Source organism: Phytohabitans flavus (assembly GCF_011764545.1).
GTDB classification, from domain to species: Bacteria; Actinomycetota; Actinomycetes; order Mycobacteriales; family Micromonosporaceae; genus Phytohabitans; species Phytohabitans flavus.
This window is the reverse complement of sequence record NZ_AP022870.1, coordinates 9,226,880-9,249,185: the sequence shown is the minus strand read 5'-3', so window position 1 is coordinate 9,249,185 and position 22,306 is coordinate 9,226,880. Positions and strand designations below refer to the sequence as shown.

General features: G+C 70.6%; 18 protein-coding genes and 2 pseudogenes. 7 read left to right on the top strand and 13 right to left on the bottom strand.

The genetic code is table 11. From position 1 onward, the window contains the following. The first annotated feature begins 6 nt into the window (after positions 1-6). On the top strand, positions 7-1,818 hold the full coding sequence (locus Pflav_RS41195) for an HSP90 family protein (RefSeq protein WP_173041903.1): 1,812 nt from the start codon (positions 7-9) through the stop codon (positions 1,816-1,818). Next, positions 1,815-3,383 (top strand): type III secretion system chaperone family protein, encoded by a 1,569-nt coding sequence (locus tag Pflav_RS41190; RefSeq protein ID WP_173041902.1) that lies wholly within the window; start codon positions 1,815-1,817, stop codon positions 3,381-3,383. Before Pflav_RS41195 ends, Pflav_RS41190 begins: the two co-directional genes overlap by 4 nt. Before the next feature lie 151 nt (positions 3,384-3,534). Here Pflav_RS41190 and Pflav_RS41185 read toward each other — a convergent pair whose 3' ends face one another. The 7 genes and pseudogenes from Pflav_RS41185 to thyX form a co-directional block, all read right to left on the bottom strand. Then, complete coding sequence (locus Pflav_RS41185; protein ID WP_173041901.1) at positions 3,535-5,064, bottom strand: S1 family peptidase; 1,530 nt, start codon at positions 5,062-5,064, stop codon at positions 3,535-3,537. A gap of 123 nt (positions 5,065-5,187) precedes the next feature. Then, positions 5,188-5,376 (bottom strand): DUF397 domain-containing protein, encoded by a 189-nt coding sequence (locus Pflav_RS41180; protein ID WP_173041900.1) that lies wholly within the window; start codon positions 5,374-5,376, stop codon positions 5,188-5,190. A 108-nt stretch (positions 5,377-5,484) separates the two neighbouring features. Next, entirely contained in the window at positions 5,485-5,682 is a 198-nt protein-coding gene (locus Pflav_RS41175; protein ID WP_173041899.1) for a DUF397 domain-containing protein, read from the bottom strand. A 100-nt stretch (positions 5,683-5,782) separates the two neighbouring features. Then, positions 5,783-6,706, bottom strand: a complete 924-nt coding sequence (locus tag Pflav_RS41170) for a helix-turn-helix domain-containing protein (protein WP_173041898.1) — start codon at positions 6,704-6,706, stop codon at positions 5,783-5,785. Positions 6,707-6,874: 168 nt separating this feature from the next. After that, positions 6,875-8,563, bottom strand: a complete 1,689-nt coding sequence (locus Pflav_RS41165) for a ribonuclease J (protein ID WP_173041897.1) — start codon at positions 8,561-8,563, stop codon at positions 6,875-6,877. Then, entirely contained in the window at positions 8,560-9,453 is an 894-nt protein-coding gene (dapA, locus tag Pflav_RS41160; protein ID WP_173041896.1) for a 4-hydroxy-tetrahydrodipicolinate synthase, read from the bottom strand. The genes Pflav_RS41165 and dapA overlap by 4 nt, the downstream gene beginning before the upstream one ends. 59 nt (positions 9,454-9,512) lie before the next feature. Next, positions 9,513-10,264: pseudogene (gene thyX, locus Pflav_RS41155) on the bottom strand (FAD-dependent thymidylate synthase). Positions 10,265-10,344: 80 nt separating this feature from the next. On the opposite strand from thyX, the gene Pflav_RS41150 reads away from it, so the two are divergent. Together Pflav_RS41150 and Pflav_RS41145 are read left to right on the top strand one after the other, a co-directional pair. Next, on the top strand, positions 10,345-10,821 hold the full coding sequence (locus Pflav_RS41150; protein WP_173041895.1) for a toxin-antitoxin system HicB family antitoxin: 477 nt from the start codon (positions 10,345-10,347) through the stop codon (positions 10,819-10,821). A gap of 11 nt (positions 10,822-10,832) precedes the next feature. Next, a complete protein-coding gene (locus tag Pflav_RS41145) occupies positions 10,833-11,645 on the top strand; it encodes a DUF4097 family beta strand repeat-containing protein (protein WP_173041894.1) in 813 nt (270 codons plus the stop codon). Between the two features lie 15 nt (positions 11,646-11,660). Here Pflav_RS41145 and Pflav_RS41140 read toward each other — a convergent pair whose 3' ends face one another. Beyond that, the gene (locus tag Pflav_RS41140; RefSeq protein WP_173041893.1) at positions 11,661-12,107 is read right to left on the bottom strand and encodes a DUF2752 domain-containing protein; all 447 of its coding nucleotides are present in this window, start codon (positions 12,105-12,107) and stop codon (positions 11,661-11,663) included. A gap of 120 nt (positions 12,108-12,227) precedes the next feature. Then, a complete protein-coding gene (locus tag Pflav_RS41135; RefSeq protein ID WP_173041892.1) occupies positions 12,228-13,433 on the bottom strand; it encodes a winged helix-turn-helix domain-containing protein in 1,206 nt (401 codons plus the stop codon). Positions 13,434-13,493: 60 nt separating this feature from the next. Between Pflav_RS41135 and Pflav_RS41130 the strand changes: the two genes are divergently transcribed. Beyond that, complete coding sequence (locus tag Pflav_RS41130; protein ID WP_173041891.1) at positions 13,494-14,321, top strand: bifunctional DNA primase/polymerase; 828 nt, start codon at positions 13,494-13,496, stop codon at positions 14,319-14,321. A 50-nt stretch (positions 14,322-14,371) separates the two neighbouring features. Next, a pseudogene (locus Pflav_RS41125) lies at positions 14,372-14,896 on the top strand (N-acetyltransferase family protein); the annotation flags it as partial. Positions 14,897-15,785: 889 nt separating this feature from the next. Here Pflav_RS41125 and Pflav_RS41120 read toward each other — a convergent pair. The 4 genes from Pflav_RS41120 to Pflav_RS41105 are packed head-to-tail and all read right to left on the bottom strand — an operon-like array spanning position 15,786 to position 19,842. Next, complete coding sequence (locus tag Pflav_RS41120; protein ID WP_232072522.1) at positions 15,786-16,601, bottom strand: carbohydrate ABC transporter permease; 816 nt, start codon at positions 16,599-16,601, stop codon at positions 15,786-15,788. Next, positions 16,598-17,623: a carbohydrate ABC transporter permease gene (locus tag Pflav_RS41115; RefSeq protein WP_173041889.1), complete on the bottom strand. Its 1,026-nt coding sequence runs from the start codon at positions 17,621-17,623 to the stop codon at positions 16,598-16,600. Before Pflav_RS41115 ends, Pflav_RS41120 begins: the two co-directional genes overlap by 4 nt. Further along, a complete protein-coding gene (locus tag Pflav_RS41110) occupies positions 17,620-18,858 on the bottom strand; it encodes a sugar ABC transporter substrate-binding protein (protein ID WP_173041888.1) in 1,239 nt (412 codons plus the stop codon). Before Pflav_RS41110 ends, Pflav_RS41115 begins: the two co-directional genes overlap by 4 nt. 12 nt (positions 18,859-18,870) lie before the next feature. After that, positions 18,871-19,842 carry a LacI family DNA-binding transcriptional regulator gene (locus tag Pflav_RS41105; protein WP_173041887.1) on the bottom strand — a complete coding sequence of 324 codons (972 nt, stop codon included), beginning with the start codon at positions 19,840-19,842 and terminating at the stop codon, positions 18,871-18,873. A 131-nt stretch (positions 19,843-19,973) separates the two neighbouring features. Here Pflav_RS41105 and Pflav_RS41100 point away from each other — a divergent pair, with 131 nt between their 5' ends. Continuing rightward, the gene (locus Pflav_RS41100; protein WP_232072520.1) at positions 19,974-21,980 is read left to right on the top strand and encodes an amylo-alpha-1,6-glucosidase; all 2,007 of its coding nucleotides are present in this window, start codon (positions 19,974-19,976) and stop codon (positions 21,978-21,980) included. Positions 21,981-22,306 lie beyond the last annotated feature (326 nt).

The window sequence follows — 22,306 nt, the reverse complement described above, 5'->3', positions numbered from 1 at the left end:
CGGAGCGTGACGACCGCCGAGCACCGCTTCCAGGTCGACCTGCGCGGCGTGGTCGACCTGCTCAGCCACCACCTGTACGCGAGCCCGCGAGTCTTCGTACGCGAGCTGTTGCAGAACGGCACCGACGCGATCACAGCGCGTCGCGCCGCGGACCCGGACTCCCCCGCCGGCCGCGTGGTCATCGAGTCGCTGCCCGGCGGGGCGCTGCGGGTGACCGACAACGGCATCGGGCTCACCGAGACGGAGGTGCACACGTTCCTGGCCAGCGTGGGGCGCACCTCCAAACGGGACGACCTGGGGTTCGCGCGGCAGGACTACCTCGGCCAGTTCGGCATCGGGCTGCTCTCCTGCTTCATGGTCGCGGACGCGATCGAGGTGGTCACCCGGTCGGCCAAGGGCGGCGAGGCGGTGAGCTGGACCGGGTACGCGGACGGCCGCTACACCGTGGGCCCGGCCGAGGCCGCCGAGGTCGGCACGGCGGTCACCCTCCGGCCCCGGGCCGGCGCGGAGCACTGGCTCACGCCGACCACTGTCCGCGACCTCGCGATGTCGTACGCCCACCTGCTGGATGTCGAGGTCACCCTCGAGGGCGAGCGGATCACCGAGCCGCAGGCTCCGTGGGAGATCAGCTACGACGATCCAGAGGTACGCCGCGCGGCGCTGCTCGACTACGGCGCCAAGCTGCTCGGCAGCCGCCCCATGGAGGTCATCGACCTCGGCGTGCCCGAGGCCGGGCTGCACGGGGTCGGCTTCGTGCTCGCCTCACCGGCCCAGGTCGGGCAGGGCGGTCACCGTGTCTACCTCAAGCGCATGCTGCTCAGCGAGGACGCCGCCAAGCTTGTACCGGAGTGGGCGTTCTTCGTGCGGTGCGTGGTCGACACGAGCATGCTGCGGCCAACCGCGAGCCGTGAGGCGCTGTACGAGGACGACCTGCTCTCCGCCGTACGCGCCGGGCTCGGCGAGCAGATCCGCACCTGGCTGCTCGACCTGTCGGTCAACGACCCGGACCGGCTGGCCGCCTTCCTGCGCGTGCACCACCTGGGCGTCAAGGCGCTCGCGGTACGCGACGACGAGATGCTGCGGCTTGTCGACGCGTGGCTGCCGTTCGAGACGAGCCGGGGCACGATGCCGCTGCGGGTTTTCCGCCGCGGGCTGTCGATGATCCGGTACGTCGAGACGGTCGACGAGTTCCGCTCGCTGGCCGCGATCGCCAGCGCCGCCGGTACGCCGGTGGTCAACGCTGGGTACGCGTACGACACCGAGATCCTGGAGCGACTGTCCAGGGTGGACCCCGAGGCACGGGTGCGCCGCCTCGACCCGGGCGAGCTGGCCGCGCGGCTCGATCCGCTGCTGCCCGGCCAGGAGGCGCAGGTGGCGCCGTTCCTGGAGACCGCGCGGGCGGTGCTGCGCGAGCTCGACTGCGTGCCGCTGATCCGCCAGTTCGACCCGGTGACGATGCCGGCGCTTTACGTGATGAGCCAGAAGGCGCGCACCCAGGACACCGTGCGGCGCAGCATCGAGGCGGTCGACGAGCTGTGGTCGGACGTGCTCTCGGCGTTCAACGACGTGACCGTGGAGCACCGGCCGGAGCTTGTCTTCAACTGGCGCCACCCGCTCATCCGCAAGATCACGTCGTACCCGCCGGGGCCCGCGCTGCGCCACGCCGTCGAGGCCCTGTACGGCCAGGCGCTGCTCGCCGGCCACCACCCGCTGCGGGCGGTCGACACGGCGGCGCTGAACCGGTCGTTCCTGGCGCTGCTCGACCGGGCCTTCACCGACATCCCATCGCTTCCCTCTTCTGATCCGGAGCCCTCATGAGCACCACGCACGAGCTGCACGAAGCCCTCGAAGCGGCGCGCGAGCTGCCGGACGGCGACAGCAAGATCGCCGAGCTGGAGCGGATCGCGGCCCACGCCGACGCCGCCCGTGACGTCCGGCTCGGCTACGACGCCCGGATCGACCTGATCGACGCGTACAACAACCACACCGAGCGGTGGCGCATGCTGCCCGCGTTCGGGTGGTGCCTGGCGGCGTACGACCGCGACCCTTCGATGTTCGAGGAGTGGGACGGCGAGCAGCTGCGCTGGTACCACAAGTGGGCGGTGGCCACGCTGCGCAGCACGCCGCGGGTGGGGCTGGCGCAGACGCAGGCCGCGCTCGACGACATGGAGCGGCGCTTCAAGGCCGGCGGGCACAGCATGCAGACCATCTACAACCTCCGCTGCAAGATCGCCGACCACATCGGCGACGAGGGCGAGGCGCGCAAGTGGTTCGAGCTGTGGCGCACCGCCGAGCGGGACGAGAACAGCGACTGCGCCGGCTGTGACCCGTCCCGGCAGGCGGAGCTGCTCGCCGGCTGGGGCGAGTGGGAGGAGTCCGTACGCACGGTCGAGCCGGTGCTCAGCGGCGTGCTGGGCTGTGCCGAGCAGCCGGAGAAGGCGCTCGAGGCGGTGCTCATGCCGTACCTGAAGCTGGGCCGCTACGAGGAGGCGGCGAAGGCACACGTGCGGGCGTACCGCCGCCACCGGCACGAGCGGGACGCCTTCCCGTTCCTGCCGGAGCACATGCGCTTCTGCGTGCTGACCGGCAACGCCGACCGGGCCGTGGACATCCTGGCGGAGCACCTGGGCTGGCTCGACCGCCCGTACGACGAGGCGTCCGCGATGGAGTTCGCCGCGGCGGGTGCGCTCGTGTGCCGGCTGGCCGCCTCGACCGGCCGGATCGTCCACCGCCCGGCGTTCGAGAGCCGCGCGGCGGCCGACCTCACGCTGGAGCAGCTCGGCGCCGAGCTGGCCGCGCAGGCGCGGGAGATCGCCAGCCAGTTCGACGCCCGCAACGGCACCGACCACCAGTCCCGCCGGCTGGCTCTGCGGATGTCCGACGAGCCGGTGCTGGCCAGCCTGGAGCTGCCGCCGGACCAGCCCACCCCGTCGTACATGGCCGAGCCCGGCCTACCCCCGGAGGGCCGCGAGGAAGTCGTGGCGCCGCTGACCGTGCAGGCCATCACCGCCGCCCTGGACGACCGCGGCGACCGGTACTACGTCGACGAGGACGGCACGATCGGCGGCCAATGGGGCAAGGGCATGGTGACCTTCGACCGGATGGGCGAGGAGGGCGAGATCCTGCACGTACGCGTGGTCGCCCAGCGCCGTCTGAAGGCCGACCGCCTCATGGAGGCGTACGCGTTCTGCAACGCCTGGAACCACGACAAGCTGCTGCCCAAGGCGTACGTGCACGACACCGGCGAGGGCGAGCTCATCTTGGCCGGCGACATCACCACGGATCTTGAGCACGGCGCTGCCGCTCCCCAGCTCGGCGTGCTGGTGCACGCCGCGATCGTGACGAGCGCCCAGTTCGCCGACGAGGTGGCTGCCCTCCCGTAACCCGGAAAGACGGGATGCCGGCGCCCGTGCATCAGGGCGCCGGCATCCGGCCCGCCCGCTCGCCGCCGGCCCGAGTTGGCGGTGACGGGCTTCTTTCTTGGGTGCCGCGGCGGGCGAGGAGGAGGCCCATCCCGCCGCGGCGCGTCCTACGTCACGGGATGGAGAACCCCAGCGTGTAGTCACCCGATCCGGCCTCGGACTGCACCCGGTAGCGGTACACGCCCGCGTTGCCGTTGAAGGTCAGCGTCTCGTCCGCGTCCGGGCCGGTCGCCCGCGCCACGGTCTGCCACGACTGGCCGTTCCAGCGCTGGAGGAAGAGGTCGAAGTCGGCGCCGTCCGGGCCGTCCAGGCAGGCGGTCTGCCGGCCACCGGCGGTGCGGAAGAACCGGCCGTTGGGCTGGGACTGGCGGGCACCGGCTCGGCTCAGCGCGCCGGCCACCGCCACCTCCTCGTCGGCGCACGCACTTGTCGCCGGCGGCTCCGGTGCCGGCGGCTCGGTGGTCGGCGGGGCGCCGGTCGCGGGCGGCGGCGGGACCTCACCGCTGGCGGTGACGAGGGTCAGCTGGTTCACCTCGAGGATCTCGGTCAGCGGCTGGAAGAACGTGATACCGCCGACCGTGCAGTCGCCCGACCCACCGGAGGTCACACCCTGGGCCTGGTCGCCGGACATCCACGAGCCGCCCGAGTCGCCCGGCTCGGCGCACACGTCGGTACGGGTCAGGCCGGTCACCGTACCCTCGGCGTAGTTGACCGTCGCGTTCTTGGCCTCGACCACGCCGCAGCGGGTACCGGTCGTCGAGCCGGAGCGGCAGATCGAGGCGCCGACCGGTGCCTCCTCCGCGCCGGCCACGGTGACCTCGCCGCCGTTGAAGTCGTTGACGACCGGCCGCGGCGTCCAGTCGCCGTTGACCTCGACCACGCCCCAGTCGTCGCCGGGGAAGGACGACGCTGTGAACGTGCCCTGGGCCTCCTGGTTGAAGCCCGTGGTCGTGGCGCCCACCTGCCCGCAGTGGCCGGCGGTGACGAAGCCGCCGACGACCGAGAAGCCGATCGAGCAGCGGGCGGCGCTGTTGATGAAGTACGGGTCGGCGCCGCGTACGTCGAAGAACGGCACCGGTGTTTCCACTGTGGACACGACGCGCACGCTCGACGCCGGTGCGCCCGCGTCCGTCGCGAACTCGCGGGCCGCCGCCTCGCCGCCCTTCTGGGCGAGCACGACGACGGTGTTGTTGGCGACGTCCACGTACCAGCCGGGCAGGTTGGGCGTGGCGTCGTCCGCGTTCTGGTCGAGCGTGCGCTTGACCGAGTCGAGGTCCGCCGCGCTCCGGGCGACGATCTTGGGCTCGGCGCCCGCGGCCCGCACCTGCTCGGCCAGCGCGGGATCGGTCACGGCCACCGTCAGGCTGGTGGCGTTCGCGTTCAGCCAGGCGCCGCCCCAGGCATCCGCCGCGCGGTGCTTGAGCTCGGCGATGGTACGGCCGGCGGCGCGCTCGGTCGTCAACCGTGTGCGGGCCTGGTCCTGTGTCAGACCCAGGTCACGCTGGAGCGCCGAGAGCATCTCGGGCTCCGGGCCGCCGGGCACCGGGCCTCTCGTGGTCGCGACCGCTGGAATCGTCACCGCGGCCGCGGCTCCAGCTGTGGCCACCACCAGGCCAATGGTCAACGCCCGTCTGCGGTCCATCCGCAACACCTCCCACATAGCCGTACTGAACCGGCAAATCGGGGTACGGCGGAGAGCTAGACGCGGATGAATGGGACAGCGATGGTGGATCTCACAGAGAAAGACGAGAAAGTAGTGAACTGATCACTGTGAGCGCTGGCGCGTCCAGGCAAGGAAGGCGGTCCACTGCCGGGCCGTGAAGGTCAGTCGCGGTCCGGTTGGATCTTTGCCGTCCCGAAGGACCACGCCACCAGCCGACTCCGCGACCTCCACGCAGGTCGCGTTATCGCAGCGAGTGCTCTTGCGCCATTGAAGACGTTCGGTGTCTGCCATCACCGACTCCACTCTTAGCGGGGAATACTCACCATACGTAATGGTCCCACCGAAAGGAAGAGACGGCATCCTGAGCGCAGTCGCCCGGGATGCCGCCTCGGTCAGATCTCAGTCGAAGACGAAGTCGCCGTCGTGCACGCCGCCGACGAACGCGTCCCACTCAGACCTGGTAAAGAGCAACGTGGGCCCATCTGGACGCTTCGAGTCGCGGATGGCGATGTCCCGGCCAACCTCGGCCACCTCGACACACGTGTTGGTGTCGCACCGCCCGCTCTTACGCCAGACCAGCGCCGCGGTCTGCTCCATTCGGTTCTCCTCAGATCGGGATAAATAGGTGGGTATTGCCCCGGCCACAGGCCCCCACGGCGTTGCCGCCTTTCGAGGATTTACCGCAGCCGAAGTATCGTCAGCCGCTGGTATCTCGCCTCATCCGCGAATACATGTGGTCCGCGCGGGCCTCGATAAGTCGCACGGACTCCGTTTCGCTCAGCGACTCCTGCCATAAGTGCTCGAAATATCTGCGATGGCGGCCAATTGTTTCGGCGGAGTGGACGACCTCGTCCAGGAGCAGGCTCTCCCGATAGAGGACGGCGTTTTCCTCCTCGCCGAAGTCACAGATGAGAAATGGCCCGAGCATGGCGACGAGGGCGCCCGCGGCGGACGGCACCACGCGCACGTGCACAGTGGGCCGCTCCATGATGAGGAGCAGGTGACGAAGCTGCTCGGCCATCACCGGAACCCCACCGACCGGCCGATGCAAAAGCGACTCGTCGAAGATGAAATAGATGTCCGGCGGGTCTGCCCTGGAGAGCAACTGCTCGCCTCGCATCAGTCGCGTTTCCAGGCGCGCTTCGCGCACGACCGAGCTGAGCTCGGGCTGCCAGAAATCGAGCACCGCCTGTGCGTACGCCCGGGTCTGGAACGGGCCGGTGACGAGCGTCGGCTGGAAAACGCGAATCGCTGTCGCTTCTGTCTCGAACTGGAGGAGCTGAAGCATCGGCGGCGTGAGGTGCTCGCGGAAGCGCGGCTCGTCCCACCACCCCCGCTGGCGCGACGAACGGGCCGCCCGCACCAAATCGTCGATCAGCTCGTCGTCATCGACGCCGAACAACTCCAGTAACGCGAGCAGATCCGTCTTCGAGACGGTGACGTCGCCCTTTTCGATGCGGTTGACCTTGCTGAGCGACCAGTCAAGCTCATCTGCGACGTGTTGCTGCGTAAAACCTCTCGCCTCGCGTGCCGCGCGCAACGCGAGGCGGACACGGCGGCGTGCGACCGCGGGCGGCTCAGGCGAAGTCATGATCCAACCAGTGAGGTGCTCACCTGCCATGTGGCAGATTGCGGTTCCGCCACACGACACGATGCAGGACGTTACACGCGTCCTTGAGGACACGCCAGGACAACACAACAACTAGGGACGGGGGTGCCGACAGTATGGGCGGAGCACGCCGAGATCGCCATGCCACGATGTGCGACATGGCGTGCGGGAGAGCCGTTGTCAGACCTCGACGACCGTCGGAACGATCATGGGACGGCGGCGGTACGCCTCGTTGACCCAGCGGCCGACCGTACGGCGCACGATCTGCTGGAGCTGGTGCGGGTCGGTGATGCCCTCGAGCGCGGCCCGGTCGAGCGCCTCGGTGATCAACGGGACGACCGCGTTGAACGCCTCGGGATCCTCGGAGAAGCCCTTGGCGGACACCGTCGGCCCGCCCACCACCTTGCCGGTCACCGAGTCGACCACGACCGTCGCGGCGATGAAGCCGCCGTCGCCGAGGATCCGCCGCTCGGTGAGCAGCGACTCACCCACGTCGCCGACCGCGAGCCCGTCGACGTACACATAGCGGCTCTTGACGTGGCCCACCAGCCGCGCCCGCCCCTCGACAAGGTCGACCACGTCGCCGTCCTCGCAAAGGACGACCCGGTCGGCCGGCACGCCGGACTCGATGCCGAGGCGGGCGTGGGCGCGCAGGTGCCGCCACTCCCCGTGTACCGGCATGAGGTTGCGCGGCTTTACGACGTTGAGCACGTAGAGCAGCTCGCCGGCGGGCGAGTGGCCGGAGACGTGCACCTTGGCCACGTCTTTGTGGATCACCGTGGCACCGGCGCGGGAGAGCTGGTTGATCACCCGGTACACCGAGGTCTCGTTGCCCGGAACCAGCGAGCTGGCCAACACGACCGTGTCGCCCGGCGCGACCGTGATGTGCCGGTGGTCGCCGACCGCCATCCGCCCCAGCGCGCTCATCGGCTCACCCTGCGAGCCGGTCGACATCAGCACGATCTGGTCCGGCGGCAGTGCGGTGGCCTCCTCCAGGCCGACCACCAGCCCGGCGTTGATGCGCAGCAGGCCGAGGTCGCGGGCGATGCCCATGTTGCGGACCATCGAGCGGCCGATGAACGCGACCTTCCGGTCGTACTCGTACGCCGAGTCGAGCACTTGCTGCACGCGGTGCACGTGCGAGGCGAAGCTGGCCACGATGATCCGGCCGGTCGCCTTGGCGAAGATCGAGTCAAGCACGGGCCCGATGTCGCGCTCCGGCGTGACGAAGCCGGGGATCTCCGCGTTGGTCGAGTCGGACAGCAGCAGGTCGACGCCCTCCGCGCCGAGCCGCGCGAAGCCGGCCAGGTCGGTGACCCGCCCGTCCAGCGGGAGCTGGTCCATCTTGAAGTCACCGGTGTGCAGCACAAGCCCGGCCGGCGTACGGATGGCCACCGCGAGCGCGTCCGGGATCGAGTGGTTGACCGCGAAGAACTCGCACTCGAACGGCCCCAGCGGCTCTCGCCGCCCCTCGCGCACGGTCAGCGTGTACGGCTCGATCCGCCGCTCGGCCAGCTTCGCCTCGACGAGGGCGAGCGTGAACTGCGACCCGACCAGCGGGATGTCCGGTTTGTGGGCGAGCAGGTACGGCACGGCGCCGATGTGGTCCTCGTGACCGTGGGTGAGCACGATCGCCTGCACGTCCTCGAGCCGGTCGAGGATCGCCGTGAAGTCCGGCAGGATCAGGTCGACGCCCGGCTGCTCCACGTCCGGGAAGAGCACCCCGCAGTCGACGATGAGGAGCTTGCCCCCGTACTCGAAGACGGTCATGTTGCGGCCGATGGCGCCGAGGCCGCCCAGCGGCGTCACGCGCAGGCCGCCGGCGGGCAGCGGTGGCGGCAACTCCAGCTCGGTATGCGCGCCGGTCATAGAGGAAGCCCCGCGGCCTCGCAGTCTTGGCGCAGCTGCGCCATCTCCGCCTCGGTCGCGTCGACGAGAGGCGAGCGCACCGGGCCGGCGGGCAGCCCCTTGGCGGCCAGCGCGGCCTTGACCAGGATCGTGCCCGGGCTCCGGAAGATGCCCGTGAAGATCGGCAGCAGCCGGCGGTGCAGGGCGAGCGCGGTACCGGTGTCGCCACTCTCGTACGCCCGGATCATCTCCTGCGCGTCGGGGCCGCAGAGGTGGGTCGACGTGCCGACCAGGCCGACCGCGCCGAGCGCGAGCAGCGGCAGCGTGAGCGGGTCGTCGCCGCAGTAGAAGGCCAGGTCGGTGCGGCTGGTGACCCAGGACGTGCCGACGAGGTCGCCCTTGGCGTCCTTGACGCCCACGATCCGCGAGTGCTCGGCGAGGCGGACCAGCGTCTCCGTGGCGATCGCGATGCCGGCGCGGTGAGGGATGTCATAGACGAGCATGGGCAGGCCGGTCGCGTCGGCCACCGCCGTGAAGTGCCGGATCAGGCCGGCCTGGGGCGGCTTGTTGTAGTACGGCGTGACGACGAGCAGTCCCTGCGCGCCCGCCTTTTCCGCGGCCGTCGCGAGCTCGATGGTATGTGAGGTGTCATTGGTGCCCACGCCGGCGACCACCTTGGCCCGGTCGCCGACGGCCTCCACCACCGCCCGGATGAGCTGCTCTTTCTCCGCGTCAGTGGTGGTGGGCGACTCACCGGTCGTGCCGTTGATCACCAATGCGTCGTTGGCCTGCTCGTCCACCAGGTATGCGGCGAGCCGGGCCGCTCCCTCGATGTCGAGCGAACCGTCGGCGCGGAACGGGCTCACCATCGCGGTGAGCAGCCGCCCGAAGGGTCGGTGGTCGTGCGTCATGCTTGACAACCTAGCGGACCCGCGCAGACCCACCGAAGGGTTACGCCCTGTCGACGGCCTTATGACAGCTGTGCGTACGGACTGGCCGCGACCTCGGTGCCGTCGGCTAGCCGGGAGATGGTGAAGTCGCCGAACACGTTGGGCGCTACACCCTGCAACTGGCGCAGGCACTCCACCGCCAGCTCGCGGATCTCGACGTCAGCGCCCTCGGTCGCGCGCATCCCGACGAAGTGCCGCCAGGCCCGGTAGTTGCCGGTGACCACGATGCGGGTCTCGGTGGCGTTGGGCAGGACCGCGCGGGCCGCCTGACGTGCCTGCTTGCGGCGCAGCGTGGGGTTTTCCACGTCGGCGAACCTGCGCTCCAGCCCCTCCAGCAGCTCGTTGTACGCGCGGAGGCTGGCATCGGTCGCCGCCAAGAAGAGCTTGTGCAGCTCCGGGTCCGTGGCGATCACATCCGGCTCGACCATCGCGGCCTCGCGCTCCGGCACATACCGCTGGGAGAGCTGCGAGTACGAGAAGTGGCGGTGCCGGATCAGCTCGTGCGTGAACGAGCGGGACACACCGGTGAAGTAGAAAGTCACCGAACCGTGCTCCAGCACCGAAAGGTGCCCCACCTCCAGGATGTGTGCGAGATAACCCTGGTTGGTGGCGGTGGCTGGGTTGGGCTTCTTCCACGACTGGTAGCAGGCGCGGCCGGCGAACTCGGCGAGCGCCTGGCCCCATCGGCGTCGGTGGACCACGGCACGTCGTCCGGCGCCTCGAAGTGCGTCCAAGCGATGAGTTTGACCTGGGGCGGGACTACTTCCGGCATGGCCGCGAGCCTAGACCACCCCACCGACACCACCGGCATCGCGGCTTGTCATGACGTCATTCTGATGTCATAGTGGCGTCATGGACCTGGCACCGTATCTGGAGACCGTGCGGCGAGACCTCGCCGCCTCCGCCGCACCGGGCGGGCCCGACGTGGCCCGCGCCGCTGACCTGCTCACCGGCGCGCTCGACGCGTCGATGCGGCTGTGTCTCCTGGAGATGCTCTCCGACGCGGCGGACGAGATCACCACGAAGCTCTCCGCGGCGACCGTCGAGGTGCGGCTGCGCGGCGGCCAGGCCGATTTCGTGGTGACACCGACTGACGTCGCAGCGCCGCCGCCAGTGACACCACCCGAGCCGTCCGGTGATGTCACGCGGATCACGCTGCGCCTGCCCGAGTCCCTCAAGGACACGGTCGAGCGGGCCGCGGCTGCGGAGGGCGTCTCGGTCAACACCTGGCTGGTCCGGGCCGTGCAGGTCGCGGCCCAGGGTGGCCCGTCCACCCCACCGACCCGTGGCACCGCCGGCCGCCGGATCACCGGCTTCGGCCGTGCCTGAGAGGAGCTGTCATGTCCGAGTTTCCGACCGCTGGACCCGTCAACGCCGTCGTCAAGCTGCCCGCCGGTGCGCTGGAGATAACCGCCGAGGAGCGCGATACGGCCGTGGTCGACGTCCAGCCGTACGACGACCGTCCCGCCTCGCACGAGGCCGCTGAGCGCACCACCGTCGAGCTGCGCGGCGACACGCTGACCGTGGCCGTGCCGGACGGCGGCTGGCTGGCCCGCCGCCCTGCCTCGCTGCTGATCACCATCCGCGTGCCGCTGGACAGCCGGCTGCGCCTCAGGACAGCCTCGGCCGACGTGACCTGCCGCGGCCGGTTCGCCGCGCTTGACGCGGTCGGCGCCTCCGGTGACATGTTCCTCGAGCACATCGCCGGCGACGCCAAGGTGAAGATCGCCAGCGGCGACGTCACGGCCGGCCAGGTCGACGGCGAGCTACAGGTGAGCGGCGCTGCCGGCGACGTCACGGCCCAGCAGGTCGGCGGCCCGGTCGACACGAGCGTGGCCAGCGGCAGGATCGACATCGGCACGGCCGGCGCGGGCGTGAAGGCGCGCACCGCCTCCGGCGAAGTGCGGATCGGCTCGGCCCACCGCGGCACGGTCAAGGTGCGCACCGCGAGCGGCGACGTCGCGGTGGGCGTGCGCAGTGGCACCGGCGTGTGGCTCGACCTGGGCACGATCTCCGGGCGTACCACCAACGACCTGGACATGACCGCCGCCGGTGGCGGTGGCGAGGCGGGCCACGAGCTCAGCGTCGAAGTCCGCACGGCCAGCGGCGACATCGCGATCCGCCGGGTGCCGGCAGAGGCCGCCGCGGCCTGAGACGCGAAACAGGCCCTAGACGTAGAACCAGGTGAATGGCGCCCACGGCAGGTTGCGCAGGATGCTGAACGCCAGCCACGCGGAGAGGAAGACGCCGATCATCGTGGGCGTCACGCTCAGCTTGGGCAGCTTCTTGCCGAAGACCTGCTTGCTAACCCACGCCACGTACACATACACGAGGAAGGGCACCGCGAAGATGAACAGCGCGTGGTGCCGGGCGGCGGCCGGCAGGTCACCATTGATCATGTACCAAAACGCGCGGGTCCCGCCGCACCCCGGGCAGTCAAGCCCGGTGGTGAGCTTGAGCAGGCAGGTCGGCGTCGCGTCGGCGGTCGAGTCCGTCGGGTTGGCGATCGTGACGTAGCCCGCGGCGGCGGCGAGGCAGCCGAGCACCGCGGCCGGGGCCAGCCACCGAGGTGACCGGGCCAGCAGCCGGGTGAACCGGCCAGGCGGCGGGGGCACGAAGTAGTGCGGGGCGGCGGGGCGGCGGTGGGATCGGCCACGCTGGTCACTGCGCCTCCCGGGGTCGCTCGCTCCACGCCGTGCCGGGCAGGCGTCACCGGCGCCCGCTCGCTCACCGCCTCACCGTACACCGAGGGCGCTTCTCAGCCTCAGGTCTCCGCCCTCGGGCGGCGCCACCTCCGCCAGGCCCAGCCACCCCGCGAGCCGCCGCAGCTCGGCGGCGAGCCCTTCCGCGGTCGTCTCCGGGTCGGCGCCCGGCTCCAGCCAGGCCGCCGGCACGCGGAGCACGCCCGCCTTGCGGTCGGCCTTGAGGTCGACCCGCGCGGTGAACCTGTCACCTTGCAGGAACGGGAGCACGTAGTAGCCGTGCACCCGCTTGTGCGCCGGCGTGTAGATCTCGATCCGGTAGCTGAAGCCGAACAGCCGCTCGGTGCGCGCCCGCTCCCAAATCAGCGGGTCGAACGGGCTGACCAGCGTGTCACCGCGCACCCACCGGGGCAGCTTGGCGTCGGCGTGCAGATACGCCGGCTGGCGCCAGCCGTGCACCTCGACCGGGAGCAGCACACCGGCGTCGACGAGCTCGGGGATCGCGGCCCGTGCGCCGGCGACCGGGAGCCGGAAGTAGTCGCGCAGCTCAAGCTCGGCCGCCACGCCGAGCGAGCGGGCGGCCACCGCGACAAGCTCCCGATACGCCTCGGCGGGCGTCGGCGTCGGCGCGGCCAGCACCTCGGCCGGCAGCACCCGCTCGGGCAGGTCATACACCCTCGCGAAGCTGCCGCTGCGCCGGGCGGCGACGACCTCTCCGGCCCAGAAGAGGAACTCGAGCGCCCGCTTGACGGACGACCAATTCCACCCCCAGTTGCCCTTTTCCCGGGGCGCCTCGTGCTCGATCTCGGCGGCGGTCAGCGGCCCGTTGACCGCGACCTCGTCACGCACCCAGTCGACAAGCTTCGGATCCTCTTCGGCGATGCGCTGCACGCCTCCCCAGGCGTGGGCACCGGCCATCCGCCACCGCAGCGCGGGGTGCAGCGCCACCGGGATCAGCGAGGCCTCGTGCCCCCAGTACTCGAAAAGCTCCGGGGGGCGCCCGTAGGCCGCGCGGTCCAGCAACGCCGTCGGGTATGGCCCCAGCCGGCTGTATATCGGCAGGTAGTGGGCTCGCTGAAGCACATTGACCGAGTCGATCTGGAGCAGGCCGGTGCGGGACAGCACCCGGCGCAGGTGCCGCATGGTCACGGCACCCGTCGGCGCGGGGTCGGCGAAACCCTGGGCGGCCAGCGCGATCCGGCGGGCCTGGGCGATCGACAAGGACTCTGGAACGGTCATCGCACCGGACGTTAACTCACCCGTACGACAATTAGCACACACGTTCGATACGATCACCCAATGCGACCGATCGAGAGCGCACTGTGGTACGCGAAGAGCGGTCTCCCCGTGCTCCCCCTCCACACCGGGCTCGGCGGTGGCCGCTGCTCGTGCCGGCGCGCGCACTGCGACCGGGCCGGCAAGCACCCCCGGTGGCACCCCCGACTGATCACCGCCGGCCTGCACGAGGCGAGCACCGATCCCGAGCAGGTGCGCCGCTGGTGGGCCGCCTGGCCGGAGGCGAATGTCGGGCTCCGCACCGGGGTCGCCGTCGATGTGTGCGATGTGGACACTCCGGCCGGCCTGTACCTGCTCCGCGACCTCGTCGGCGACCTGGCCGACATCCCGATGGTGCAGACCGGCTCGGGCGGGCTGCACCTCTACTTCGCGGCCAGCGGCGCACCCAACCGGGTCCGGCTGCTGCCCGGCGTCGACTGGCGCGGCGAAGGTGGCTACGTGGTGGCCCCGCCTTCCGTGCACGGCAACGGCACGCGCTACAGGTGGATCAGCCGCGGCCCGGCGCCACCCTGCCCGCCCACGCTGCTGCGCTTGGTCATCCCACCCCCACCGCCACCGCCGCCGGTGGTCCGGCACCCGGGGCGGTACGCGGCGGCCGCGCTGGACAACGAGGTCACGCGCGTGCGGTCGGCGCCGGTCGGCGAGCGCAACAACACGCTGTACCGCGCCGCCCGCAGCCTGGGGCGGCTGGTGGCGGCGGGGCTCCTCGACCCGTACGACGTGGTGAGCGCGCTGACGCCCGCCGCGCTGGCCGCCGGGCTGGGCGCCGTCGAGACCGCCCGCACGATCCGCTCGGGGCTGACCGCTGGCCGCGCCCGCCGAGCAGCTTGAGAGCGGGGCCGGCGCGGTGGGCCCGCCCCACCTCCGTAGGCTGGTCACCCATGGCCACGGGGTTCGTACGGCCGGCCCGTCCCGAGGACGCCGGCGAGATCGCACGCATGCAGCTCTCGACGTGGCGGACCGCGTACCGCAAGGTGCTCCCGGCCCGCGCGCTCGACCGCCTCGACGAAGCGTGGATCGCCGACCAGTGGCGCAACGCGATCGAGGAGCCGCCTACCGCGCGGCACCGGGTGCTTGTCGCGTTCGAGCAGGCGGAGAGCACGTACCTGGTCGGTTTCGCCGCCTCCGGACCCGCCGACGAGCAGGCGCTCGCGCCCGACGAGCCACCACTTGGCGCGGACGTGGCGGCCTTCACCGACCTGCTCGTCGAGCCGCGCTGGGGCCGCCGCGGCCACGGCAGCCGGCTACTCGCGGCGAGCGTCGACCTGTGGCGCGAAGACAGCCTGGCGACCGCGGTGGCCTGGGTCTACGACGGCGACCCAGCCACCCGCAAGTTCCTCGGCTCGGCAGGCTGGGAGCCCGACGGCGCCACCCGCGCGCTCGACGTCGACGACCAACTAATCCCCAGCACCGCCTCCACACGAGCCTCTAGCGAAGCTTCGGGCATCGGCGGCCGGGACGGTTCTTTAGGCAGATATTCCCCGGTCCGCGTCACCTGCGGACCGTTTGCTCCCGCGGGCACCGCTCCGGCCGGCGACTCGCTAGCGCTCGCCGAAACCCCGACCTCCACTGCCAGCCCCGCGGTTCAAGCCCCAACCCCAATTTGCCTCGCCCCCATGGACCCGGCCTGAAAAATGCCCTTGGAGGGGTGCTCTTTCACCACGGACGCGGGGATGGCACCCCGCAACCACGCCGATCAAGGAAAATGCCTGCGGCCATCGCCGTGTCCGGGCAGATCGTGGTACGGAACGGCCGTCACAGGGGCGGCTCGGTACCACGATCTGCCGGTTGTCAGGCGAGCTCTGCTGAGACCCCTCACCCCTGAAAGCTCTCAATGGACCTAGTGGGTCAGGGATCGGCGGACGAGGCCTTGATCACCGCGAACGAGGGTCGCATCCCCCTCGGCGGCCGCCGTCGGCGAGCAGCGGCTAACACGATGTCCGGGCAGATCGTGGGGCCACTTCCTATAAGGAAGCAGAGCGAATGCGACCGGCGCGCTCACCTCTTGCCGCTGTCGACCACGATCCGCAGCGCGGCCGGGACGTTACGCGATACGACATCGGCCGCCGCGCCGCGCCGCCACCCGCCTACGGGCGGGCGGCGGCGTGGGGTTGTGAAGCGCGGAGGGTGAGGCCGCGGGAGCAACGGTCCGGGCCACGGCGGACATCGCGGTAGCTCAATGTATTTGGGTCTAGCCCTTATCGGCTCCTTCCGTGGCGCCGCGGACGAAGTACCGCTGGAAGATCACGAAAATGATCGCCACCGGGATCGTGGCGAGCAAAGCCGCGCCGAGCTTCAGTGGGTACTGCGTGCCGCCCCCAGCGAGCCGCTGACCAGGTCGGCCAGGCCGCGCGGCAGTGTGAAGAGGTCGGGGTCCTGTACGGCGACGAGGGTGTGCGGAAACTCGTTCCACGAGCCCTGGAAGGACAGGATCGTCAGCGTGATCAGCGCCGGCCGGGCCATCGGCAGCACCACCGACCAGTACGTGCGGAAGACGCTCGCCCCGTCGATCCGGGCCGCCTCCTCCATGCTGGCCGGCACCGACTCGAAGAACTGCTTCATGATGAACACGCCGGCCGCGTCCACGATGATCGGCAGGATCAGCGCGGTGTAGCTGTCGTAGATGCCGAACTGGTTGAGCACCAGGAACTTCGGGATCAGCAGCACCACGCCGGGCACCGCCATCACCGCGATGACGCCCGCGAAGATCGCCTGCCGGCCACGGAAGCGGAGCCGGGCCAGCGCGTACCCGGCCAGCGAGTCGAAGAACACCCGGCCGACCGTGATGACCGTGGTCACCAGCAGCGAGTTGACCAGCCAGAGCGGGAAGTTGGTCCCCTCGAAGATCCGCTCGAAGCCGGCGAAGGACACCGGGTGCGGTATCGGCGAGAGCGGGTTCGCCGCTGCGTCCGGCTCGCTCTTCAAGGAGTTGGCCAGCTGGATCACGAACGGGTACAGGAAGACCAGCGCGAAGAAGATCAGGATCGAGTACCCGACGAACGTGTTGACGAGCCCGCGCGGCCTGGATCTGCGCTTGCTCCGCCGGCGTGGCGCCTCGGGCTCGTCCCGCCCTTGTCGGTGCGCCCCGGGGGTCGCCTCCGTGCGGCTCATGACTTCCGCTCCCGGAGTATCCACCGCTGTAGCAGCGTCATCACCACGATGATCAGGAAGAGCACGAACGAGATCGCGGCGCCCCGGCCGTACTCGAAGTCCTTGAACGCCGTGCGGTACGACAGGAATGCCGGGGTGAGCGTGGTCTTCGCCGGATTGCCCTGGCTCATCACGTAGATCTGGTCGAAGACGTGCCAGGTGCTGATCAACCCGAGCGTGAGCACCAGGAACACGGTCGGCTTGATCATCGGGATCGTGACGAACCGCAGCCGCTGCCAGCGGTTGGCACCGTCGATGAGGCTCGCCTCCTCCACCTGCTGGGGCACGTTCTGGAGTGCCGCGAGGAACATCAGCATGAACGTGCCGGACGTGGTCCAGACCACCAGCGCGATGATCGCGGACATCGCCACGCTCGGCCCGGCGAGCCAGTCCCACCAGGTCAGGCTCAGCATGCCGTGGTCGACGAGCGCGCGCGGTGGGCTGTTCACGCCCACGGTGTCGAGCAGTATGTGGATGAGGCCGCGCGAGTCGTTGAACCACACCGGCCCTTGGATCCCCACCATCCCGAGCAGCGCGTTCACCGCACCGGAGTTGGCGAAGATGAACAGGAACACGACGCTGATCGCCACCGAGCTGGTGACCGACGGGAAGTAGAAGGCGGTCCGGAAGAACCCCTTGCTCTTGAGCATCCGCTGGTTGACCACGAGCGCGAGCCCGAGCGCCAGCGCGGTCTGTATCGGCACGACGAGCAGCACGTAGTACAGGTTGTTCCGGATGCTCGTCATGAAGTCCTGGCGGGGCAGGCCGTCCTCGGTCAAGAGCGAGGCGTAGTTGTCCGTGCCGACGAAGGGCACACCGGACCGGAACGGGCTACCCTGCCCGTTCCAGCCGGTGAGGCTCACCCACAGCGCCATCAGGATGGGCAGCAGCAGGAAGAGACCGAGGATCACTACGACCGGGGCGACGAAGAGCCAGCCAGCGACCGCCTCGCCGCCCCGAACGGCCGAACGTTTTCTGCTCATTGCCCCAGCGCGGCTTCGGTGTTCTTCTGCACGCGAGCCAGCAGCGCCTTGGGGTCGCCGCTCGTCAGGCCCTGCAGGCCGGTGTCGAAGTCGGAGAGGACGCTGTCCATCTTGGGCGCATTGACCGGGCCCTGCGCGTACGCGACGCCGTCGATGAACGCCTTGTCGGTCGGGAACTGCTGGGTGAACTGCGCGCCGGCCGACTGGCGGGACGGCATCACGCCGAACGCCGTGGCGTACGCCAACTGCTGCTCGGCCGTGGTCATCGCCTCGACGAACTTGACCGCCGCGTCCTTGTTCTTGCTCTTCGCCGCGATACCCCAGCACGTGGTGAACGAGAGCGTGCCCTGGCCCTTGGGACCGGCGGGGAGCGGGTGCACGGTGTACTTGACGTTCGGGAAGTCCGCCTTCAGCGCGCCCTTGATCCAGTTGCCCTCGATGGTCATCGCCGCCTTGCCCTTGCCGAACGCCTCACCGGCCCAACCGGCGTCCATCGCCTTCGGGTACTCGGCGTACTTGTTCTTGAGCAGGCCCTGGACGTACTGGAGCGCCTGGAGGTTTTCCGGGGTGTCGGCGGTGGCCGTCTTGCCGTCCGCGCTGGTGATCCAGCCGCCGGCCTGCACCATGAACGCGCCGATCCGGTCCCGGGTGTCGCCGAGCGCCAGCGGCACCGTCCCGCTCGCCTTGATCTTCTGGGAGACCGAGGTGAGCTGGTCCCAGGTGGTCGGGACGTCCGCCTCGGTCAGGCCGGCCTTGCTCCACAGGTCGGTGTTGACCACCAGCCCGAGCGTCGAGAAGTCCTTGGGCGCGCAGTAGAGCTTGCCGTCGTACGTGAACGTGGTGCGCAGGCTCTCGTAGAAGTCGTTCGAGTTGCTGATCTTGTCGCCGTACGGCTCAAGCGCGCCCACGCTCGCGTAGTCGGCGAAGCGGCCGGCGTCCACATAGAACACATCCGGCGGGCTGTCGCCGGCGAACGCCTGGCCGAGCTGCTGGGTCAGATCCTGGGCCGGTGTGACGGTCGCGGTGTTGCCGGATGAGCTGGCCCACTTCGCCGCGGCCTCCTGCACGGCGGTGGTCTCGGCCTGCCCGGACGAGCCGATGAGGATCTGCAACGACACCGGCCCGGACTGCTGCTGGGCGGAGTCGGCGGAGTCGTCGTCGAAACCACTGCCGCACGCGGCGCTGGCCAGCACCGCGCCGGCCGCCATGGCGGCGAGGACGGTCTTTCGTATCATTGTCGATCTCCTTCAGGCAGAGTGGCGGATCACTAGGGAAGGTGGTAGGAGCACAGGGCGCGGCGTGGTGCCCCCGTCGAGCACGCCGGCGAGAAGGTCGACACAGCGGGCGGCCGCCTCGGCGAGCGGCTGCGCCACGCTGGTGAGCCCGAGTACGCGGGCGACCGCGGTGTCGTCAAAGCCGGTGACCGCGACGCCCGGCGGCACCACGGCGTAGGCTCCGGCGGCCAGCGAGTCGCTAGCGCACACAAGGGCGGTAGGTGGGTCCGATATGGACAGCAGGTCGCGCGCCGCCGCCTCGCCCTCGGCCACACCGTCCACTGTGGCACGAGCGAGGTCGGCGGACTCCGGACCCGCCGCGGCGGCCCAGCCCGAGCGGCGGGCGTCGCCGACGCCGGAGCCCTCGGGCCAGCCGATGAAGCCGATCCGCCGGTGGCCGGCGTCGAGCAGGTGGCGGGTGGCCGCGTCGGTGCCGGCCGCGTTGTCCACGTCCACCCACGGGTGGCTGTCGGGCGCGCCCCACGGCCGGCCGAACGTCACGAACGGCACGCCCCGCTCGGCCAGCCACGAGGTGCGCACGTCGCCGTGGTGGGTGCTGGTCAGCACGAAGCCGTCCAGCTCGTACGTGGCGAGCAGGTCGTCGTAGGTGGTGATCTCGGCTTTGTCGTCGGCGGCGGCGTAGAGCAGGATGCGATATCCCGCCGGGGCGGCCGCCTCGGTCAGCCCGTGCAGGAAGCGGTCGAGGACCGAGCCGTTGATCCCGTCCTGGGTGGGCTCGATCCGCACGGCCAGCAGGTGCGACCGGCCGGTGCGCATGAGCCGGGCGGCCTGGTTGGCCCGATAGCCGAGGGCAGCGATCGCCTCGCGCACCCGCTCCCGTGTCTCCTCGCGGACCAGGTGCGGAGTGTTGAGCACGTTCGAGACGGTCTGCCGCGACACGTTGGCGTGCGCGGCGACCGTGGCGATCGTCACCTTATCGGCCATTCGTACCTTCTATCCTCTTGAACGTTCAAGGCGCGGTGCGGCATGATTGGATCGTTCAAGTTTCTGGGGTGTTTCGCACTTTGCTCTGTGCGAGGCAATCTGTCAAGACTGGGTACAGGAGGTAGTCGCCCGTGCCGGACCACATGTTGCAGCCGCTGCTGCACGACCTCGTCGCGACGACAGTGGCGCCCACGACCGTGCTGAACGCGGCCGGCGGGCAGGTCAGCGGGACCGGCGTCGAAGGCGTCTTCCACGCTGACGCCCGCGTGCTCGCCGAGGTCAGGCTGCTTGTCGACGGCCGTGAGCCGGAGCCGATCGGGCACACGCCGGCCGGCCCTGGCGCCACCCGGTTCGTCTCGGTTGTGCGCTGGCTCGGCACCCGGATCGCCGACCCGACTGTGCGGATCGACCGGATCCGCAGGGTGACGCCGGGCGGGATGGCCGAGGAGATCACGGTGACCTCGACCGCCGACGTGCCGGTCCGTGCCACCGTCACCCTCGACCTGGCCTGCGACCTCGCGCCGATGGATGTGGTGAAGTCGGGCGGCGCGGCCGAGCGGCTGAGCCCGGTCGAGCCGCTGGTGTGGCGGGGCGACGGCATCACGGTGACGGCCAGTGGTGACGGCACCGTCTCGCCCGAGCGCATCACCTGGCCCGTCGACCTGCCCAATCGCGGCAGCGTGACGCTGCGGTGGCAGGTGCGGATCGACGACCCGCGGGCGATGGTGGCCGCGCCATCCGGGCCGGTCGAGTGGTCCCGCCCGGAGGTCACCGCCGACGACCACCGCCTGGTCCGCTTGCTCGACCGCTCCCTCGACGACCTCGCGTCGCTGCGGCTGACCGACGGCGACGACACGTACCTGGGCGCTGGTGTGCCGTGGTTCCTCACGCTCTTCGGCCGGGACAGCATCTGGGCCGCCCGCATGCTGCTCCCGCTCGGCACGGAGCTGGCCGCCGGCACGCTGCGGGTGCTCGCCCGGAGCCAGGGCACGCGCGACGACGACCGCTCGGGTGAGGCGCCCGGCAAGATCATGCACGAGCTGCGCCGGCAGGACACCCGCCACCAGGGCGAGCGGATGGAGCTCCCCGCGGCGTACTACGGGACGGTCGACGCCACCCCGCTCTGGATCAGCCTGCTGCACGACGCCTGGCGATGGGGCATGCCGCCGGAGGAGGTCGCGGCGCTGCTGCCGCACGTCGAGGCGGCGCTTGCCTGGCTGGGCACCCACACTGACTTCGTCCGCTACGTCGACAAGAGCGGGCGTGGCCTCGCCAATCAAGGCTGGAAGGACTCTGGCGACGCGGTCCGCTACCGTGACGGCCGACAGGCCGAGCCGCCGATCGCGCTGGCCGAGGTGCAGGGGTATGCGTACCAGGCGGCCCTGCACGGCGCCACGTTGCTGGACGCCTTCGACCGACCGGGTGCCGACCGCTGGCGCGACTACGCCGGTGCGCTGGCCGACCGCTTCCGCGCCCGCTACTGGGTCGACCGTCCGCAGGGGGCGTACCCGGCACTGGCCCTGGACGGCGACGGCCGCCCGGTCGACGCGCTGACCAGCAACATCGGCCACCTGCTCGGCACCGGCCTGCTGACCCCGAAGGAGTCCACGGCGGTAGCCGAGGCGCTCGCCTCACCGGCCCTCTCGGGCGGCTTCGGGCTGCGCACGATGTCCACACAGGACGCTGGGTTCAGCCCGCTCTCGTACCACTGCGGCTCGATCTGGGCACACGACACCGCGATCGTGCTGGCCGGGCTGGCCCGCGAGGGCTTCGGTCCGGCCGCGGCCAAGCTCGCCGACGGCCTCCTGATCGCCGGCGAAGCGTTCGGCTACCGCCTCCCCGAGCTGTATGGCGGCGACGACCGCGCCGACTTCGCCCGGCCGATGCCCTACCCTGCCGCCTGCCGCCCACAAGCCTGGTCGGCCGCGGCTGCGGTGGTGGTGCTGCACGCCGCGCTCGGCATCTACCCGGACGTCCCGGCCGGCCGCGTCACCCTCCGCCCTTCCCTCCCGCTGGGCGCGGTGCGAGCCCGCGGCCTACGCATCGCCGGCACGCCGGTCGACGCGTCAGTGGACGCGAGCGGCCAAGCCACCCTGACCGGCCTCCCCGCCACCATCACGATCCAAGAGGCCCCCTGACAGCGGTGATGGAGGACGGCCGGTTCGCGATCGCGCTCAGCGCTCGGCTGTGGGGACCTGGGTCCCCTTGATCGTCGGAGCCCGCCAGCGATCGTGGTACGCAACTGCCCCCAGAGGGGCAGCAAACGACCAAGATCTGCCCGATCGTGTCCAGCCGCAGCGCCGATCAAGGGCACCCAGGTCTCGACGCTCGCGGTACCGCCGGCAGCACTCGACTCCCGGGAGATCTAGTCGACTTGCTGTCGTCCTGGCGACAGAGAGTCGACTAGATCCAGAGTTCTGGCGGGTCTGCCCGTGCCGGCGGCCGGCAGGCCGGCGGTGGGTTG

Bases quoted from the DNA above. Each gene is read 5' to 3' on its own strand.
- Pflav_RS41165 (WP_173041897.1), bottom strand. From the start codon at position 8,563: ATGACCGGCGCGCATACCGAGCTGGAGTTGCCGCCACCGCTGCCCGCC.
- dapA (WP_173041896.1), bottom strand. From the start codon at position 9,453: ATGACGCACGACCACCGACCCTTCGGGCGGCTGCTCACCGCGATGGTG.
- Pflav_RS41115 (WP_173041889.1), bottom strand. From the start codon at position 17,623: ATGAGCAGAAAACGTTCGGCCGTTCGGGGCGGCGAGGCGGTCGCTGGC.
- Pflav_RS41185 (WP_173041901.1), bottom strand. From the start codon at position 5,064: ATGGACCGCAGACGGGCGTTGACCATTGGCCTGGTGGTGGCCACAGCT.
- Pflav_RS41170 (WP_173041898.1), bottom strand. From the start codon at position 6,706: ATGGCAGGTGAGCACCTCACTGGTTGGATCATGACTTCGCCTGAGCCG.
- Pflav_RS41175 (WP_173041899.1), bottom strand. From the start codon at position 5,682: ATGGAGCAGACCGCGGCGCTGGTCTGGCGTAAGAGCGGGCGGTGCGAC.
- Pflav_RS41105 (WP_173041887.1), bottom strand. From the start codon at position 19,842: ATGGCCGATAAGGTGACGATCGCCACGGTCGCCGCGCACGCCAACGTG.
- Pflav_RS41135 (WP_173041892.1), bottom strand. From the start codon at position 13,433: ATGACCGTTCCAGAGTCCTTGTCGATCGCCCAGGCCCGCCGGATCGCG.
- Pflav_RS41150 (WP_173041895.1), top strand. From the start codon at position 10,345: ATGGACCTGGCACCGTATCTGGAGACCGTGCGGCGAGACCTCGCCGCC.
- Pflav_RS41180 (WP_173041900.1), bottom strand. From the start codon at position 5,376: ATGGCAGACACCGAACGTCTTCAATGGCGCAAGAGCACTCGCTGCGAT.
- Pflav_RS41190 (WP_173041902.1), top strand. From the start codon at position 1,815: ATGAGCACCACGCACGAGCTGCACGAAGCCCTCGAAGCGGCGCGCGAG.
- Pflav_RS41110 (WP_173041888.1), bottom strand. From the start codon at position 18,858: ATGATACGAAAGACCGTCCTCGCCGCCATGGCGGCCGGCGCGGTGCTG.
- Pflav_RS41130 (WP_173041891.1), top strand. From the start codon at position 13,494: ATGCGACCGATCGAGAGCGCACTGTGGTACGCGAAGAGCGGTCTCCCC.
- Pflav_RS41145 (WP_173041894.1), top strand. From the start codon at position 10,833: ATGTCCGAGTTTCCGACCGCTGGACCCGTCAACGCCGTCGTCAAGCTG.
- Pflav_RS41120 (WP_232072522.1), bottom strand. From the start codon at position 16,601: ATGAGCCGCACGGAGGCGACCCCCGGGGCGCACCGACAAGGGCGGGAC.